This is a genomic window from Halomonas sp., assembly GCF_034520545.1.
Classification (GTDB): Bacteria; Pseudomonadota; Gammaproteobacteria; order Pseudomonadales; family Halomonadaceae; genus Halomonas.
The window spans coordinates 1-15671 of the sequence record NZ_JAXHNN010000003.1 but is presented as its reverse complement, the minus strand read 5'-3'; the positions used below and the strand labels follow the sequence as shown (position 1 = coordinate 15671).

The 15671-nt window shown below is 59.7% G+C and carries 18 protein-coding genes, 1 other RNA gene and 3 pseudogenes; 9 read left to right on the top strand and 13 right to left on the bottom strand.

The window, feature by feature from the left end; genetic code table 11:
* Window positions 1-102: 102 nt before the first annotated feature.
* The 5 genes from U5L98_RS02030 to U5L98_RS02015 all read right to left on the bottom strand — a co-directional run bounded on the left by U5L98_RS02030 (window position 103) and on the right by U5L98_RS02015 (window position 5701).
* On the bottom strand, window positions 103-2886 hold the full coding sequence (locus U5L98_RS02030) for a filamentous hemagglutinin N-terminal domain-containing protein (protein WP_322556688.1): 2784 nt from the start codon (window positions 2884-2886) through the stop codon (window positions 103-105).
* Window positions 2883-3134: an ESPR domain-containing protein gene (locus U5L98_RS18640; protein ID WP_416208164.1), complete on the bottom strand. Its 252-nt coding sequence runs from the start codon at window positions 3132-3134 to the stop codon at window positions 2883-2885. Before U5L98_RS18640 ends, U5L98_RS02030 begins: the two co-directional genes overlap by 4 nt.
* A gap of 66 nt (window positions 3135-3200) precedes the next feature.
* Complete coding sequence (locus U5L98_RS02025) at window positions 3201-4325, bottom strand: ShlB/FhaC/HecB family hemolysin secretion/activation protein (protein ID WP_322556687.1); 1125 nt, start codon at window positions 4323-4325, stop codon at window positions 3201-3203.
* Window positions 4276-4728 (bottom strand): POTRA domain-containing protein, encoded by a 453-nt coding sequence (locus tag U5L98_RS02020; protein WP_322556686.1) that lies wholly within the window; start codon window positions 4726-4728, stop codon window positions 4276-4278. The genes U5L98_RS02025 and U5L98_RS02020 overlap by 50 nt, the downstream gene beginning before the upstream one ends.
* Window positions 4729-5482: 754 nt before the next feature.
* Complete coding sequence (locus U5L98_RS02015; RefSeq protein WP_322556685.1) at window positions 5483-5701, bottom strand: glycine zipper 2TM domain-containing protein; 219 nt, start codon at window positions 5699-5701, stop codon at window positions 5483-5485.
* A gap of 319 nt (window positions 5702-6020) precedes the next feature.
* Between U5L98_RS02015 and U5L98_RS02010 the strand changes: the two genes are divergently transcribed.
* From U5L98_RS02010 to U5L98_RS01995, 4 genes are all read left to right on the top strand, one after another.
* Window positions 6021-6395, top strand: coding sequence for a hypothetical protein (locus U5L98_RS02010; protein ID WP_322556684.1), 375 nt, complete (start codon window positions 6021-6023; stop codon window positions 6393-6395).
* The gene (locus U5L98_RS02005) at window positions 6392-6604 is read left to right on the top strand and encodes a helix-turn-helix domain-containing protein (protein WP_322556683.1); all 213 of its coding nucleotides are present in this window, start codon (window positions 6392-6394) and stop codon (window positions 6602-6604) included. Before U5L98_RS02010 ends, U5L98_RS02005 begins: the two co-directional genes overlap by 4 nt.
* Before the next feature lie 166 nt (window positions 6605-6770).
* Window positions 6771-7025 (top strand): hypothetical protein, encoded by a 255-nt coding sequence (locus tag U5L98_RS02000; RefSeq protein ID WP_322556682.1) that lies wholly within the window; start codon window positions 6771-6773, stop codon window positions 7023-7025.
* Window positions 6989-7144: a hypothetical protein gene (locus U5L98_RS01995; protein WP_322556681.1), complete on the top strand. Its 156-nt coding sequence runs from the start codon at window positions 6989-6991 to the stop codon at window positions 7142-7144. The genes U5L98_RS02000 and U5L98_RS01995 overlap by 37 nt, the downstream gene beginning before the upstream one ends.
* A gap of 422 nt (window positions 7145-7566) precedes the next feature.
* Here U5L98_RS01995 and U5L98_RS18635 read toward each other — a convergent pair.
* The 4 genes and pseudogenes from U5L98_RS18635 to U5L98_RS01980 form a co-directional block, all read right to left on the bottom strand.
* A pseudogene (locus U5L98_RS18635) lies at window positions 7567-7717 on the bottom strand (IS1595 family transposase); the annotation flags it as partial.
* Between the two features lie 3 nt (window positions 7718-7720).
* Window positions 7721-7893, bottom strand: a pseudogene (locus U5L98_RS01990) (transposase); the annotation flags it as partial.
* Between the two features lie 260 nt (window positions 7894-8153).
* Window positions 8154-8402 carry a hypothetical protein gene (locus U5L98_RS01985; protein ID WP_322556680.1) on the bottom strand — a complete coding sequence of 83 codons (249 nt, stop codon included), beginning with the start codon at window positions 8400-8402 and terminating at the stop codon, window positions 8154-8156.
* Between the two features lie 701 nt (window positions 8403-9103).
* Window positions 9104-9586 (bottom strand): annotated as a pseudogene (locus U5L98_RS01980) (DDE-type integrase/transposase/recombinase); the annotation flags it as partial.
* A gap of 441 nt (window positions 9587-10027) precedes the next feature.
* On the opposite strand from U5L98_RS01980, the gene U5L98_RS01975 reads away from it, so the two are divergent.
* Window positions 10028-10282 (top strand): hypothetical protein, encoded by a 255-nt coding sequence (locus tag U5L98_RS01975; RefSeq protein WP_322556679.1) that lies wholly within the window; start codon window positions 10028-10030, stop codon window positions 10280-10282.
* Window positions 10279-10485 (top strand): helix-turn-helix domain-containing protein, encoded by a 207-nt coding sequence (locus U5L98_RS01970; protein ID WP_322556678.1) that lies wholly within the window; start codon window positions 10279-10281, stop codon window positions 10483-10485. The genes U5L98_RS01975 and U5L98_RS01970 overlap by 4 nt, the downstream gene beginning before the upstream one ends.
* A 287-nt stretch (window positions 10486-10772) precedes the next feature.
* Here the strand turns inward: U5L98_RS01970 and rpiA are convergent, their stop codons facing one another.
* The gene (rpiA, locus tag U5L98_RS01965; RefSeq protein WP_322556677.1) at window positions 10773-11447 is read right to left on the bottom strand and encodes a ribose-5-phosphate isomerase RpiA; all 675 of its coding nucleotides are present in this window, start codon (window positions 11445-11447) and stop codon (window positions 10773-10775) included.
* Between the two features lie 156 nt (window positions 11448-11603).
* On the opposite strand from rpiA, the gene ilvA reads away from it, so the two are divergent.
* Complete coding sequence (ilvA, locus tag U5L98_RS01960; protein WP_322556676.1) at window positions 11604-13118, top strand: threonine ammonia-lyase, biosynthetic; 1515 nt, start codon at window positions 11604-11606, stop codon at window positions 13116-13118.
* A 377-nt stretch (window positions 13119-13495) separates the two neighbouring features.
* Here ilvA and U5L98_RS01955 read toward each other — a convergent pair whose 3' ends face one another.
* The 3 genes from U5L98_RS01955 to U5L98_RS01945 form a co-directional block, all read right to left on the bottom strand.
* A complete protein-coding gene (locus U5L98_RS01955) occupies window positions 13496-14125 on the bottom strand; it encodes a 5-formyltetrahydrofolate cyclo-ligase (protein WP_322556675.1) in 630 nt (209 codons plus the stop codon).
* A 9-nt stretch (window positions 14126-14134) separates the two neighbouring features.
* A non-coding RNA gene (gene ssrS, locus U5L98_RS01950) (6S RNA) lies at window positions 14135-14319 on the bottom strand.
* Window positions 14320-14370: 51 nt separating this feature from the next.
* A complete protein-coding gene (locus tag U5L98_RS01945) occupies window positions 14371-14670 on the bottom strand; it encodes a cell division protein ZapA (RefSeq protein WP_322556674.1) in 300 nt (99 codons plus the stop codon).
* 163 nt (window positions 14671-14833) lie between these two features.
* Here U5L98_RS01945 and U5L98_RS01940 point away from each other — a divergent pair, with 163 nt between their 5' ends.
* Both U5L98_RS01940 and U5L98_RS01935 read left to right on the top strand, forming a co-directional pair.
* Window positions 14834-15412 (top strand): YecA family protein, encoded by a 579-nt coding sequence (locus U5L98_RS01940; protein WP_322556673.1) that lies wholly within the window; start codon window positions 14834-14836, stop codon window positions 15410-15412.
* Window positions 15413-15447: 35 nt separating this feature from the next.
* A partial coding sequence (locus U5L98_RS01935; protein ID WP_322556672.1) for an aminopeptidase P N-terminal domain-containing protein occupies window positions 15448-15671 on the top strand: 224 nt, incomplete at its 3' end.

Sequence of the window (15671 nt, the reverse complement as noted above, 5' to 3'; positions counted from 1 at the left end):
AAAAAAAGGTGACGTGTTCCGCATTTTTCGCCTCGCACAACGACTACCAACCCCCGTGAGGGGGCTGGTAGCCGTCTGCTTGCTTCTTACCATCCATCAGGCCTAATGGCGGTCCTGCCTGGGCGCAAACACCGGCGGCACATAGGCCTCGGGCGGCGCCACGGGTTCGGTTTCCTGAATCAGCTGAGCTGTCGGAAGATTGATCCCGGCGCCCACCACGGTCAGAGCCAGTCCTGTGGTCAAGGGAGGTGTCCCAAGTACCCTGCCGTCCTGATCCAATGCAAAGATGTTCGGCCTTATGGCTTCCTCAGGCAAAACTGTCTCTATCGGCAAACTCGACTCGGGCTCGGTCGGAGTCGGCTCGGTTGGAGTCGGCTCTGGTGTCGGCTCAGGCTCAGGCTCGGTCGTCGGCTCAGGCTCGGGCTCGGTCGTCGGCTCAGGCTCGGGCTCGGTCGTCGGCTCGGGCTCAGGTTCGGTCGTCGGTTCAGGCTCGGGCTCGGTTGTCGGCTCGGGCTCAGGCTCGGTTGTCGGCTCAGGGGTCGGCTCAGGGGTCGGCTCGCCGGGGTCGGCGGACGTAGAACTAACGAACAGTGCGCCATCGACATAGGTAATGGCGTAGTTACTAGGACTAAACGTCCCTCCAGTGGCATCACTGGGCGTGATGGCATAAGGGCTACCATCGACACTGGCCGTGGCGACCGCACCGTCGCTGGTAAGGCTTACGCTAGCCACCGTTTCGGCATTCACCAGCCCCTCGGAGGTAAACGCCTGGGGCGACAGGTGAAAGGTTTCCCCGAAGATCTTGGTTCCGTCATTGGCCGTAATGGTAAGCGGTGCCGGCGTGATATCCGCCCGGGTGAAATAGGTCCCAGGCGTGGTCTCATAAGGGGTAAACAGGGCATACACAGGGTCGTCAAAGCTGGCTTGATAAGTAATCGGCTTCTCGACGCCCACATCCTTGGTGTCGAACAGGGCATTGCTTGTCGTGCCTAGCGTAGCGCCTGACTGTACACCGTTTATATCTGGCTCGAGGCCACTGACGGTAGCAGCACGCGTGCCGTCGTAAACCTTGTCGTCACCCTGCCCGAATACCCAGGCCTTGGCATCCAACACTCCGCCGCCGGTCAGGTTATCGTCGTAGGCTTGGATTTCGGCACCTGTGGTAGCGTAACTGGCGGGATTGAAGCGAATGCTCAGGTCCCCGGTACCGATGGTGATGCAATTGATGCCGCAGGTAATCAGGACGGTGCCTGCATCAGCCCCCGGTCCGGTACCGTCATTGTCGGCAATCAGGATCACATCGCCGGTCGTTACCGTGACATCGGCACCCACATTGACATCCTGGCCGGCAATCGCCGTCAGATTGCCGGTAGTGATCGTTGACGCCGCCGCCAGGGTCACGTCATTTTTTGCGTCGAAGGTGAGGTTGCCGGTGGTGGTAGTGATGGCGGCAGCAACGTTTACATCGCGCTCGGCGTTGGCTTCCAGACTACCTAAAGTGCCGGTAATTGCAGCGTTGATGTTCACGTCGCGATCGGCATTGAGTGTCAGAGTCGTCGGGGCGACCCAGGTAATGGCGTCATTGACATCGATGTCGCCGTTGCCGCTGCCGCTAGCGCCGGTGTTTTCCGTAGTGACGGTGATGTTGCTGCCGCCCAGGCCGGTGACAAGGTCGGCAACATTGATATTGGCCACATTTACCCCAGAATCCGGGGCGAAGACGTTGTTGGTTTCGGTGGCGCCCGAGGTATCTTCACTGGAGATGGTGATATCGGCCGGGTCGAGCAACCACATGCCCGGGTCCCCTTTGGGCGCGCGGGTATCGACCCTGATGTCTGCCACGTCCAGCCAGCCGCCGGAGGTCTCGATCAGGCCGCCGTCACCGGCTTGTGCACCGCCACGCGCGCTGAAGCTGCCATAAGCGCGGGTCGAATTGTCCGCCCACAACACCGCCGTGCCGCCGTCACCCGTGGTGATGGCATCCGCATTGATAGTGCTATCGGCACTCATATAGGTCGCGCTGGCGTTCTGCACAGAGGGATCCTTGCCCTGGTAACCGCCACCGACCAATACGCTGCCGCCGCCGGCATTGCCGGACGCATCAATCACCGCATCATAGAGGCCAACATGCTGGCCGGTCGCCGACACGCTGCCGCCTGTCTGTCCAGCCCCCTTGCCGGAAGCATCTAGGGTGCCCCCAATATTCACGGTACCGCTGTGCATGTCTCCCGCGAGCATGATGGTGCCGTTGCGGTTTTCGATGCTCTGGGCGCGGATCACGCCGGTGTTATTGACCGCAGACTGGAACAGATCGCCCGCCGATTGAGCGGTCATCATGACCGTGCCACCATCGGCCTGAATCATCCCACCGTTCTGAACCAGCGCATCCAGCGCGCCCTGGTTGACAACCACGTTCAGCAAGCTGTCGCCAGCCACGTCGAGGGTGATGGCGTCGCCCGCCGCCAGCGCCACGGTCCCGAGATTAGCCTGAAGGGTGCCCTGGTTGCTGACATTGGCACCGAGCAGGGCGACATAGCCACCATCGGCATTGATCGTGCCCCGGTTGACGATGCTGCCGTCTCCCGTGCCCGCGAAGTGGTAGCGACCATCCATGAAGTCGTTATTGCTGATGTCCAGAGTGGAGGCCACCAGACCACCCACATTGACCGAGGAATCGGCGCCAACGAGTACCCCATTGGGATTCACCAGGAAGATCTTGCCGTTTGCAGTGAGCGTCCCCATGACGGCCGAGGGATCCGAGCCCAGGACGCGGTTGAGAGTCATCGAGCTAGTATCGGGTTGGCGAAAGTTCACCGCCTCTCCCGATGCAATATCAAACGCCTGCCAGTTGATGGCGGCATTCTGACTGCTTTGGGTGATATTCATCTGGTGTCACCGCCACCAATACTGGCACTGCCGGCAGACACCTCGCCTCCCACAGGCAGGGCCCAGGCATTACCGCCGGCAGCCAGAAGCATGGAAGCGACAAGAGGCCTCAGTGTGAATCGGACGCCGCTGGTTGCAATGTGGCTGTTACCGCCGGTAGTTTTCCGTCCGCCATTCTTGGCAAGTTCGGATACCGCAAGAAAGCTGCCGATACTATGGTTCCAGATTGTTTTATAGATTCTATTCATGATGGTCTTCCGTGTAAGTTGGCCGTATTTTTAATCGGGCGAGTAGCAATGTATTGAAAATGGCGATCAAAAATACTTGACCAGCTGTACCCAGAATTGACCGTCAGAATCTGGTGCTGAAGTGGCTTCTTCATTGCCTAGTTTATGGGCGTAGTAGGATTTTACGGAAAAATTGTTGTAATCGACCCAGTTGAACCCCACACCCGCTCCGCTCAGGGTTCGGCTGTTGTCGGCATCATCCCAGGGATCCTTGTGGGTGGTAACGGAACCGGCATCGACAAAGCCGATAAGATGCACCTGGCCGGGTACCTGTTCGGAAAGACCCGCCAGCAGCAGTCTGGCTTCCAGAGTTGCCAGATACCCCTCATCGGCAAAGGCTTCGCCCTGAGGGTAGGCGCGCACCCCATTCATGCCACCAAGTGACATCTTCTCCGAGCTATCGAGATTTCCCGAGGCGACCTGAGCACTCACCGAGCCATACAGAGATAGGATGTCGGTGAGTTGCTGCACACGCATGACATTCAAGCTCAGCTTGTCGAAATGGCCGTCGGTTCTCGCCGTAACGGCGTCTATATCGCGAACGGCGGGGGTTTCAATATCGATTTCGCCGGTATGCAGGGTAACGGAAGCCGCTGTCAGGCCACCCGCACCCCATTCATCACGGTGGTCACCGTAGAGACTCGCCATGACCACATTGGCATTCTTCTCGCTGACCGAGGGGATAGCCTCGAACCGGTCTTCGAAGGTCTTGTAGTCGTAGCCGAGTTGCGCGTAGAGATTGGTCTGGCGGGAACGGATCAGCGGGTAACGACCGAAGATACTGGTAATTTGTGCATCGCCTTCGGCACCCAGTCCACTGAATTCCTTGCCCAGATCATATTCCAGGTGACTGTAGGCAACGCCTGCGGTCGCCTTGCCAAACTGCATCTGATAGGCCGCACGAGCATAATCCAGGCCATCGAAGCTGCTCAGCACACGAAGGCTGGCCACATCGCCTCGTCCTGCCAGATTGTTGACGTGAATCGTGCCGCCCAGGCGATACTCACCGGTGTAATAGTTGCCCGCGTTATCGGCATCGATGCTGCCTGTCACCCGCTGTCCGGGGGTGACATCGACGATCAGGTCAGCCGCGCCCACCGACTCACCCGGTACCAGGGTCGATTGGATATTGACGCCGGGGATGTCCGACATCAGCAAGAGCCGGTTCTCGAGAGGCTCTCGGTTGATTACCTCGCCGCCATCGAGACCACTTTAGTAGGCTATGAGCCAGTCCGTCCGAGAGATTGCTCTGGTTGCGCAGGGTGACATCACCATAGCGACCCTCTACCACAGCGATCGTCACCACACCATTCTCGATGGTCTGTGCCGGCAGGTAGGCTTGCGCGAGAAAATAGTCGTTGCGGTGATAGAAGTCAGCAATCCGGGATGCCATTGCCTGCAGCTCGCCCAGGCTGAGCTGAACCCCAGGCTGGAAGCCGGTAAGCGCGAGCAATTCATTCTCCGAATACAGGCTCTGCCCGGTCAGGTGCAGTGAATTGACCTCGATCTTCGCCGTGCTGTCGGCACCCATCACCGGCACCTGTTGCTGTTCCACGACGATTTCCGGGGCGATTTTTTCTATGGTCGGCGAGGGGGGGATCTGTTGAAGCTGCCCGCCGGCACTGGGTAGAGTGGCGCCTTGAAGTTGCGCGGCAAACAACCCTGTGCTTAATGCAAGTAATGAAAAGGGATAAATTTTGTGTACATCATGTTCACCTTGAATTCTTCTGTTCGATTTCTGTTCGATTCGGCTAGAGCCTGTTTTGGTGCCACAGACTCTCGCATGTTGTTTTACCTGGAAATTCTTGCAAAATTTTCAGGTAACCTCTTATATTTTTCGCCCCAAAAACGTTAGAACTATAAAGATAATTATTCGACGGTTTTGATACTTTCGCCTAAGGCGGCAAGATGGCAGGAAAAAGTGACGAATTCGATGTTTTATGTTGATTATTTCTGAACTAATAAAGCTGCTCGCCTACCAAGCGCGACAATGGTTTTCTGAATATTTTCAGTATGGTAAAATAAATTCTATTCATCTGTTCGCTAACGTACATAGCGGTGTTTTTTGGCTTTCCGCCGTTGAGTCTGAAATTCGGCCCAAATACTGATTCACGCTGGGAATTTGTGACGAACGTCATTTTTTGGCGGGAGAACATCGAAGTCGACCCATGGCAGTTGGCAATCGGCGAAGGTGCGTGCGAGAATCAACGGAGGTATTCCATCACCGACCTCAAGAAAATTTTTTTATAACCTTTTGCTATGAACAGCAGCACCTGTGGGAAGGTACTGCTGTGTTGGTTGCTTCAGGCTCAGGGTTTGCTGACTTCGTGGCCGATCACGCCGCCGACGGCGGCGCCGCCCACGGTGCCGATGGCGCTACCGCCGGTGAGGACGGAGCCACCCACGGCCCCGGCGCCGGCGCCAATGGCGGTGTTCCTGTCCTGGCGCGACATGCCGGAACATGCCGTCAGGCCGAGCAGCAGGGCGGCAATGGCGACAATCGTAATCAGAGGCTTGATATGGTTCATGGTGGTGTCTCGGATGAAGAGGTGGAACTCGCAGCGGAAGTGACCATTGACGCGGTGCTGCTGCCGTTCACCGAGGTGATCACGAATAGGCGACTAAAGCGAGGAGCATCCGTCTGGTATCGCACACAAGCCATGCATGAGTCGGAGGCAGTGCGTCGCAACATCGTTTCGAAGGGGATTCCATGCCTGAACCACATGATTTCCAGCTCAATGGCTTGCTTGGCAAGCTCGTCGGGATGGAGCTGAAACGCCTGCAACCCCACCTCGAGCGGGTGACGACTGACACTGGGTCAGTCCCTCGTGTGAATCCGGCAAACAGATGAGCCATGTCTATTTCCCCCTCAATGCCATCGTCTCGCTGCTCTGCGTGATGGAGGACGGCGACTCCACGGAAATCGCCGTGGTAGGCCACGAAGGGGTCGTTGGCGTTTCCCTGTTCATGGGAGGGGAGACCACCCCCAGCCGAGCCATCGTGCAGAGTGCCGGGCAGGCCTATCGTCTCAGGGGGCAACTGCTGAAGAACGAGTTCTATCGTGCCGGTGCCATGCAACGGATGTTGCTGCGCTATACCCAGGCGCTGTTGACACAGATGGCACAGACGGCGGTCTGCAATCGTCATCATAGTGTCGATCAGCAGCTATGCCGCTGGTTGCTGCTCAGCCTGGACCGGCTCCCGGGAATGAGCTGGTCATGACCCAGGAGCTGATCGCCAACATGCTCGGCGTGCGACGCGAGGGAGTGACCGAGTCGGCTGGGAAACTCCAGAAGGCGGGCTTGATCGAGTATCGTCGTGGGCATATCACCGTGCTCGACAGGCCGGGCCTGGAAGCGCGTGTCTGTGAGCGCCATGGGGTGGTCAAACGCGAGTACGATCGCCTGCTGGCGGTGAATAACCTGAAGTAAGACGTTGGCGTGAGCGCGGCAAATAACGTCGCTTATGTACGCTGGCGAGCCGACGCCTGTCTCCTGCTACCTTGCAGAGGTACCGTCCAGGGATGACGGTGTCTGATCTGCAGCCGACATTGATCGTCATCATGCCGCTTGCCAGGTTATCCCAGCGGAGCGGCACATGCCCCCCCTTCATCGTCTGCCTAACACCAACCAACTCCTGGCCGCTCTGCCGGCCACCGAGCGGGAAGCCTTCCTGTCCCGCTGCGAGCCCGTCGAGCTCGAGTTCGGCGAGGTGCTCGTCCAACCAGGCGAGCCTATGAGCCACGTCTACTTCCCTATCGACGGCTTCATTTCCTTGTCGGCAGCCTGGACGATCACAGACGGCTGGAGGTCACGATGGTGGGGCGCGAAGGCGCGTTTGGCATCTCCCTGATCCTGGGCGTCGACGAAGCGCCGCTTGATGCCCTGGTACAGGGGTCAGGGTCGGCGTTGCGCATGGAAGCCGCCCACTTTCAGCGGCTGCTGGCAGTCCGGGATTCCATCAGCAACTGAAGCGCTACTCCACGTCGTGATCACGCAGTTGGCGAATGCGACAGCCTGTAACCATTTCCACATGGTCGAAGCGCGATTGTCACGCTGGCTGTCGATGACCCAGGACCGTGCCGGTGGTGACCGGCTGCGGCTGACCCATGAATTTCTCGCCATGATGCTCGGCGTCAGGCGTGCGGGGTGACCCTGGCGGCGATAGCGTTGCAGTCACGCGGTCTCGTCCGCTATCGCCGCGGTGTGATCAGGGTGCTTGACCGGCCAGGCCTGATCGAGGCGTCCTGCGGATGCTGTTCGGCCGACCTCGCGCTGTATTCCAGGTATTGGAGGCGTCGGTGTAGGGCGTTCCTTGTTAACGCAAGCTGAGAACGGATAATAGAGGACGATCACGACTGCGCCGACGATCCAGATGATCGCTTCATTCCTGATTACGCAGAAGGCTCAGCCATCTTCAGGAACCGATATGGCATCGGCGGGGTTTCGCCGCCACCGTGAGAAAGCGCGGGAACTACCGGCCTCGAGGTTATAGCGCTCATTGAAGCGGATCTCGAACTCGGCCAGATAGCGTGGGGCATGATTGGAGAGCCCACGCGAGAGTTGGCAGTAGGTCGTGTTACCGGCAGTCGGGGCAGGCGAAGCCTCGCGGCCAGCGAGACCGGAGGAGGGCCTCGGCGCTGCCCTTCGGTGCCGTACTGCTCCAAGAAGGCCGGCAACGACAGACCGGGCTGGAGAACCGGAATCGGGTTGCGAGCCATGACGTCGTCTCCTCTACTGGATATAACCTCCAGTATAGGACAGGTTGGCGGAATGGTGGCTGATCAACATATGGCGGGTAAGTGGGCTCTCGTCTGTACGTTAGCGTATTGAAGCCGAGATGAGCCTTCTTTCCTCTTCGAAACATCATATAGTTGATATTTTTGGTTTTTTGAACTTTTCAACGCGTGGGGCTGTTTGTCGATGACGAAAAGCTGTCGGTGAAGAGAAAGTCAGATTCGACTTAGCTGGTGGTGATCAGTCAGCGGCGGCACCAGGCGTCAGTGCCGATGGACTTACGGCGAGCCCGCGTTTTTCCCATCTTGGGCTCGTTCAGCTTAAAATGCCAGATCGCTTTCTGCTTAATTCGAGCCGTCCCCGGGCTTAGCGTTATCGCAAACAACGCCAGGCTCACAAACGCAAGGAATATTTTCTCGCCAAGCGAATTATGTGCGGTGAGAGCCAGGAACATGACGATCGTGCCCAGCGTTAGGGAGAATATAGATTTCACAATACTTCCTGATGATTTAAGTTGGTCGGCTGTTGGCCGAAGATTTTTTCCATGGCGCGCGATTCAATCACGTTCCTGCTCAGCCTGTTGTTGCTGGCTTTCGCTACCCAAGTGACCCGAAAGCGGAGAGCAGCGGGGAACTCCTCTGGTTGATATGTCGAACTCGGCCCGGCCCACTGCGTAATGCACGGTATCTTACGCGGACGTCAAAGAAGCAGACAGGTGTTACCGGCGCTGTATCGAGCTAGCAGGCCAAAAGATGCATACTTCGGCATTGGTTAGGAAAACAGAAAGGCCGCCAAACTGTCTTTCACATGAATCTATAGATTAAAGATATTGTTATGTGGCCGGTAGGTTTAGTCAATATAGGCAGTAATCGCTTTCATATAAAATAGCTGAATTTGCGCTCGTTCGCCCCAGGACTTAAGTACTTCAGCATCACATGACGTTGATTTTTTTGTTTTAAATGTATTAGAGGTAGTTTTCGTGGTTGTCATAACGGTTTCACTCCCCCCACTGTCAAGGACTGGACAATCGCGCGCATCACGCGCAGACCGCAGCCTCTCCGCTTCGCGGCGTGATCTTCACCGCGGCTGATCGTAATACAGTCAACTTTGCGGCAAAAACAGCGCAGCGCGCTGGCGAACATTGCGCTCAACAAGCTGGCAGATTGATCTTGCCTAGCATCGGTGGACACCGATCTAAGCGATCATTCGGGCCTCGAAGGCCTCTGGGCCTGATCATCCCGATGGCTCCTGCGCCGGCGCTGCCGGTTGTACGCTTGTAGCCGAACGCAATGTACTCGAACACCTGTCGCCGCATTGCGTCCCGCGTCTCGAAGCGCTCACCATGGACGGCCTCGACCTTGAGGCTGTGAAAGAAGCTTCTCGACGCACGCATTGTCGTAGCAGTTGCCCTTGGCGCTCATGCTGCACTAAAGCTCGTGCCGGATCAGCAGCGACTGTTACAGCGTCGTTCAATATTAGCTCCCACGGTCGGAGGGGATGATCACGCCGTTGGGCATTTTGCGGTTCCGACAGGGCCATCTGCAGGCATTGCCGACCAGGTCAGCGGTCATGCGCTCGCTCATCGCCCAGCCGATGACCTATGCGTGAGTACAAGTCGATCAGCACGGCCAGGTAGAGCCAGCCTCCACCGGTCGCCAGGTAGGTGATGTCGCCGACCGGTCAAAGTAGTTGACGTCTCTGATCAGCGTAGTGGCGTGACAGCGTCGCTTCCGTGCGCTAGCGTACGGAGTTGCTTTCCAATTGCATCGTCAGCGTCGACGAACGAGGATGGCGCACGGCGTTGGACATGGACACGTCCTCTTTCCTGTATATGTCAGGTTGACAGGTTCCGGATTGACAAGGAAGTAACCGCCATCACCCTGAACACCACCCCGTCAAAATCACCACCAACAACTCGGCAGCCAGGATCTTAGAAGCGCCTTGCGCCGACCCTCTAGCCAGTTCACCAACGACGTGCTTCGTTGGCTTCAAGTCCGGACGACGCCACGGCAACACTTCCTCGATGCGATCGGATCACCGGCCGGGCGCGACGACGGTAGCTCGACAAAATTGCCGTCGTCGGTACCAGGGGAATCGTGGTCGGTATTTCGCTGTTCCATGGGAGGCAAGACGACCCCGAGCCGAGCCGTCGTGCAGAGTGCCGGGCAAGCCGATCGTCTCAGGGGGCAACTGCTGAAGAACGAAGTCGATCGTGCCGGTGCCATGCAACGGATGTTGCTGCGCTATACCCAGGCGCTGTCGACACAGATGGCACAGACGGCGGTCTGCAATCGTCATCATAGTGTCGATCAGCAGCTATGCCGCTGGTTGCTGCTCAGCCTGGACCGGCTCCCGGAAATGAGCTGGTCATGACCCAGGAGCTTATCGCCAACATGCTCGGCGTGCGACGCGAGGGAGTGACCGAGTCGGCTGGGAAACTCCAGAAGGCGGGCTTGATCGAGTATCGTCGTGGGCATATCACCGTGCTCGACAGGCCGGGCCTGGAAGCGCGTGTCTGTGAGTGCTATGGGGTGGTCAAACGCGAGTACGATCGCCTGCTGGTGCGCTTGCCATGATGTTCGGTATAAGGCGTGCGGGGGTTAGCCTGGCGTCGATAACATGACAGTCGCGCGGCCTGGTTCGCTATCGCTTTTAACGTAGTCCGAGAACGGACAGGACAAACAGGACGATCACGACCGCGCCGACGATCCATACGATATTGTTCATGCTTTTTTCCTTTGGCCGAGTATGACCTGATATCGGATTGATTTCTCATCATCATACATTGTTCTAAACATACGCTATCGGCCCACTGCCTTCTGTGCGTTGGCATACATAGTGAGGTTGAAACCCCGGCGAGTTCTCAGCTCGAGGTGAGCCTTTCCACGCCGCGATCCGACCCCAGCAGCAGCACATCGGCACCCCGCGCCGCGAACAGGCCATTGGTGACCACGCCGACGATGGCATTGAGTCGTGCCTCCATGGCCACCGGATCGTCGATCATGAACTCGAAGCAGTCGATGATCTGGTTGCCGTTGTCGGTGACCACACCCTGGCGATAGACCGGATCGGCACCCAGCTTGACCAGCTCCCTGGCCACGTAGGAGCGAGCCATGGGGATCACTTCCACCGGCAGCGGAAAGTGTCCCAGCCGCTCGACCTTCTTGGAGGCGTCGGCGATGCAGATGAAGCGTTCGGCACAGGCGGCGACGATTTTCTCCCGGGTCAGGGCTGCACCGCCGCCCTTGATCATATGCAGGTGAGCGTTCACTTCGTCGGCGCCGTCGATATAGAAGGGCACGGTGCCGGCCTCGTTGAGCGCGAAGACCTCGATGCCCTGGCTACGCAACCGCTCGGCGCTGGCCTCGGAACTGGCCACGGTACCGCGGAAGTCATGGCGCAGTACCGCCAGCCTGTCGATGAAACGGTTCGCGGTGGAGCCGGTGCCGATGCCGAGGATGGTGTCTCGCTCGAGGTGGGGGCGGATTTCGTCGATGGCGGCGGCAGCCACGGCGTCCTTGAGTTCGTCCTGGGTCATGTCGTGCTCGCTGTCGGGTGGATGGCGAATGCCGCGCCATTATAGGCGATGCCGGTGGCGGGTGCTGGACGCCATGGCCGTCGCAATGCTACCAATAGAGGTTCTCTGCAGTGCAGCAACATCTGCCGCCCCGCATCACGCCTCTGGGATAACAGGATGCTCGAAGCTACCGTCAAGAAGATTCTCCAGGCCCGGGTCTATGAAGCCGCCCGGGAAACGCCGATCTCCCCGGCCTCCTTCCTCTCCCGCCGTTTCAACAACCAGATCCTGATCAAGCGTGAGGACCTGCAGCCGGTCTACTCCTTCAAGATCCGTGGCGCCTACAACAAGATGGCCCAGCTCAGCGAAGCGCAGAAGGCCCAGGGCGTGATTGCCGCCTCGGCAGGCAACCATGCCCAGGGGCTCGCGATGGCGGCCAAGTTGATGGGGGTCAAGGCGGTGATCGTGATGCCGCGCATCACACCGGAGATCAAGGTCCAGGCGGTGCGGGCGCGGGGTGCCAAGGTGGTGCTCAAGGGCGATGCCTTCGCCGAGGCGGCGGCCCATGCCCAGGAGCTGATCCAGGAGCATGGCTACACCTACATCCCGCCTTTCGACGACATCGATGTCATCGCCGGCCAGGGCACCATCGCCGTGGAGATTCTGCGCCAGCATGGCGGGCCGATCGACGCCATCTTCGTGCCGGTGGGCGGCGGCGGCCTGATCGCCGGCATGGCCGCTTATATCAAATACCTGCGGCCCGAGATCAAGGTGATCGGGGTGGAATCCGAGGACAGCGCCTGCCTCAAGGCGGCGCTGGCCGCCGGAGAGCGCGTGGTGCTGGACCAGGTCGGGGTCTTCGCCGAGGGCGTGGCCGTGGCGCAGATCGGCGAGGTGCCCTTCTCGATCATTCGCGACCTGATCGACGACGTCATCACCGTCAACACCGACGAGATGTGTGCCGCGGTGAAGGATATCTTCGAGGATACCCGAGCGGTCTCCGAGACCTCCGGGGCGCTCTCGCTGGCGGGTCTCAAGAAGTATATCCAGCAGACCGGGGCCGAGCACCAGACACTCGTCTGTATCAACTCCGGGGCCAACACCAACTTCGACCGCCTGCAGCATATCGCCGAGCGCACCGAGCTTGGCGAGCAGCGCGAGGCGATCCTTGCCGTGACAATTCCCGAGAAACCCGGCAGCTTCAAGAAGTTCTGCCGCACTATCGGCAAGCGGATGGTCACCGAGTTCAACTACCGCTATGCCGATCCGCAGAAGGCCCACATCTTTGTCGGTGTCCAGGTGAAGCCCGGTGGCGAGGACCGCCAGGCGGTGATCGACAGGCTACGCAGCGCCGGCTATCCCGTGGAGGATCTCACCGACAACGAGCTGGCCAAGCTGCATATCCGCCACCTGGGGGGCGGTCGGCCGAAGGAGCATTTCGACGAAGAGGTCTACCGCTTCGAGTTCCCGGAGCGTCCCGGGGCGCTGATGAACTTCCTCACCCACCTGCCTCATGACTGGAACATCTCGCTGTTCCACTACCGTAACCATGGGGCCGCCTACGGCCGGGTGCTTGTGGGCATGCAGGTACCCAATGGCGACCGGACTCATGTCGAGGAATACTTCGACGATATCGGCTATCGCTACTGGAAGGAGAGTGACAACCCGGCCTATCGTCTCTTCATGGCCTGACGCCGCGGAAGCCTCGACAGGCCGAGCGAGCGTTGACTCACCGTGCAGCCCGGCTCTGCCGAGTGTTTAAATATGTAATACTTCAAGTATGCCGCTTGTCATGCGTGAGCAGGAGGCCCTATAGTCACCGCGTTTCCGTTCCCATTCACGGTGACAAAACAACAACTTCCACACGACCCTCGCGGTCCTGTCTCCCACGGAGTCGACAATGAAGCGCAAGCCCGATCTGGTCATGGCACTGGTGCTGTTCTTCGGCATCGGGGTTGTGGTGACTGGCTATGCCCAGGCGTTGGCGGGCGTCTGATTCTACCGGAACCGCCTCATGACGACGGCCGATGCAGATGCATCGGCCGTCGTCGTTCGTGTGGCAGGTGCACTCAGGGACGTATCACTCGGGCATCGCTGACGATGGCGTCCAGCGGCACGTCCCAAGGGGCGGCAGGGAGGCGCTCGACCCTCTGGCAGTCATGGGCCAGGCCGAGCAATCGAGGGCGTGGTCCCGGGCGACGGGTGAAGGCCAGGGTGCGATCATAGAAGCCGCCGCCCATACCCATGCGCTGGCCTTGGTCGTCGAAGCCCACTAGCGGCAGCAGGATTACATCGAGCGCCCAGGCCGGCGTGCGCCTTGCACGGTGTGCCCCAAAGGGGGTCTCGGGTTCCGGGATGCCGTAGCGATTGACCACCATGGGTGTCCCGGCATGGTAGTGCACGAACCACAGCTGGTTGAGGGAGAGTGGCTTGAGGACCGGCAAGTGAACGCGGGTGCCGCGGCGCTCGAGCCAGGGAATCAACGGGGTGGGGTCGATCTCGCCATCATTGGGCAGGTAAAGAGCGACGCGGTTGGCACGTTGGATCTCGGGCAGTTGTCGGAGGTGTCGGCAAAGCCGTTCTGCGGCGTCACGGCGTGCGCTGACGCTCAATTCGCGCCTGCGCAGGCGCAATTCACGTCTCAGCCGGCGACGGGCGTCGTCGGTCGGAGGGGCGGCGATATCCTGCATGTGGCTCATGTCGGATGAGGGTTCCCCAGAGTGCCGCTGTCGTTCTGGCCCTTGAACCCAGTGGTTCAAGGTGGGTGGCCGCAGCCGAACCGTCAGGCTTTCCGACGCACGGACATGCACACGGGTCCGGCTAGCATTTGGCCCCCTGGGTAATGCTCATAGGCTCGAGGGACGATAACGACTGGCAAACACCCCAGGGAACCGTTTCATCCTACCAGAGGCACGGGCGGGGCCAAAGGGATGATTGTGTCGCCTCAACGCACGGGCATGGCATCCAGCGCCTTCTCCAGGCGAGCATTGAGTTCGTTGAGACTCTGTTCGCCGGCTTGCTGGTCATCCAGGGCTTCGAGCAGCTCATGGGCGATGTTGAGGGCCGCCATGATGGCGATCTTCTCCCGGTCGACCACCCGGCCACGGGCGTGAATGCCCTGCATGGCGCGGTCGAGATAGCGCGCAGCACGTTCGAGCTTTTCCTGCTCTTCCGGCGGGCAGGCAATGGCATAGCTGCGCTCCAGGAGGGTGATATCGGTGGTGGGCCGTTTAGGCTCGGTCATGACAGGCTCCGGGAAGGGCCAGGGGAAGGAGGATCGCACGCCGGGTGCGCGTCACGGGGGACCGATGCGTTAACATCGAGGCCAGATGAAGAATGCCAGTCACTATAAGAGAGCCGTTTGCGGGCGGTCAACGCGCCCGGCGGCCCCACCAGCGGATCTTGTCATGTCACTGATCAATGAACACCAGGACTTCTCGACCATTGCCGACACCTTTCTGCTTCACGGCAGTATGCAGTCGCCAGCCTTCCTCGACGGGCGCCTCTGCGCCGAGCTTGCGCTGCATGACCTTGCCCCCGAGGCCTGGCTGGAAGAGGTTTGCCTGAGTCTCGGGGTCGACCAACCCCGTGACGAGCCCAGCGCCGAAAGGCTGCTGGGCTGGCGCCGCCAGACCCTCGAGGCCCTCTCGGCCGCCGAGCTCAACTTCGAGCCCCTGCTGCCGGACGAACTCTTCTCGCTGCCTGAGCGTGCCCTGGGTCTGCAGGAGTGGACCCTTGGTTTCCTCGAGGTGGTGGCCGATGCCGGCGACGCGATGCGTCGCTCCTGGTCGCCGGCCCTGCGCGAGGCCCTCGAGGATCTCGAGGGCCTGACGAGCATCGAGACAGATATCGAGGACAGCCCGGAAAACGAGGATGACCTCTTCGCCCTCACCGAGCACGCGCGCATGGCCGCCATGTTGCTCTATACCGAGCAGCACCCCGGCAAGCCCCAGGTCGAGCAGGTCGACGAGCCTACTCGTCACTGAGATCTGCCATAGAATCCACCCATCCAGGAGCCGTGATGCATCCCGAGATCCTGCCCCGCCCCGCCCCGATCACCAACGACGAATACCGCGCCCGACGCCGGGCGTTGATGGATCGGCTTACCGTCGATAGCGCCGTGCTTCTGCCTGGTGCGACGCTGGTCACCCGCTCACGGGACAGCGAGTTCCCCTTCCGCCAGGACAGTGACGTCCACTACCTGACCGGTTTTCCCGAGCCCGAGGCCCTGTTGCTGCTGCTGCC

Excerpts from the sequence above, each read along its gene's own strand:
- U5L98_RS02030 (WP_322556688.1), bottom strand. The coding sequence starts at position 2,886 with ATGAATATCACCCAAAGCAGTCAGAATGCCGCCATCAACTGGCAGGCG.
- U5L98_RS18640 (WP_416208164.1), bottom strand. The coding sequence starts at position 3,134 with ATGAATAGAATCTATAAAACAATCTGGAACCATAGTATCGGCAGCTTT.
- U5L98_RS02025 (WP_322556687.1), bottom strand. The coding sequence starts at position 4,325 with ATGTCGGACATCCCCGGCGTCAATATCCAATCGACCCTGGTACCGGGT.
- U5L98_RS02015 (WP_322556685.1), bottom strand. The coding sequence starts at position 5,701 with ATGAACCATATCAAGCCTCTGATTACGATTGTCGCCATTGCCGCCCTG.
- U5L98_RS02010 (WP_322556684.1), top strand. The coding sequence starts at position 6,021 with ATGAGCCATGTCTATTTCCCCCTCAATGCCATCGTCTCGCTGCTCTGC.
- U5L98_RS02005 (WP_322556683.1), top strand. The coding sequence starts at position 6,392 with ATGACCCAGGAGCTGATCGCCAACATGCTCGGCGTGCGACGCGAGGGA.
- U5L98_RS02000 (WP_322556682.1), top strand. The coding sequence starts at position 6,771 with ATGCCCCCCCTTCATCGTCTGCCTAACACCAACCAACTCCTGGCCGCT.
- U5L98_RS01995 (WP_322556681.1), top strand. The coding sequence starts at position 6,989 with ATGGTGGGGCGCGAAGGCGCGTTTGGCATCTCCCTGATCCTGGGCGTC.
- U5L98_RS01975 (WP_322556679.1), top strand. The coding sequence starts at position 10,028 with ATGGGAGGCAAGACGACCCCGAGCCGAGCCGTCGTGCAGAGTGCCGGG.
- U5L98_RS01970 (WP_322556678.1), top strand. The coding sequence starts at position 10,279 with ATGACCCAGGAGCTTATCGCCAACATGCTCGGCGTGCGACGCGAGGGA.
- rpiA (WP_322556677.1), bottom strand. The coding sequence starts at position 11,447 with ATGACCCAGGACGAACTCAAGGACGCCGTGGCTGCCGCCGCCATCGAC.
- ilvA (WP_322556676.1), top strand. The coding sequence starts at position 11,604 with ATGCTCGAAGCTACCGTCAAGAAGATTCTCCAGGCCCGGGTCTATGAA.
- U5L98_RS01955 (WP_322556675.1), bottom strand. The coding sequence starts at position 14,125 with ATGAGCCACATGCAGGATATCGCCGCCCCTCCGACCGACGACGCCCGT.
- U5L98_RS01945 (WP_322556674.1), bottom strand. The coding sequence starts at position 14,670 with ATGACCGAGCCTAAACGGCCCACCACCGATATCACCCTCCTGGAGCGC.
- U5L98_RS01940 (WP_322556673.1), top strand. The coding sequence starts at position 14,834 with ATGTCACTGATCAATGAACACCAGGACTTCTCGACCATTGCCGACACC.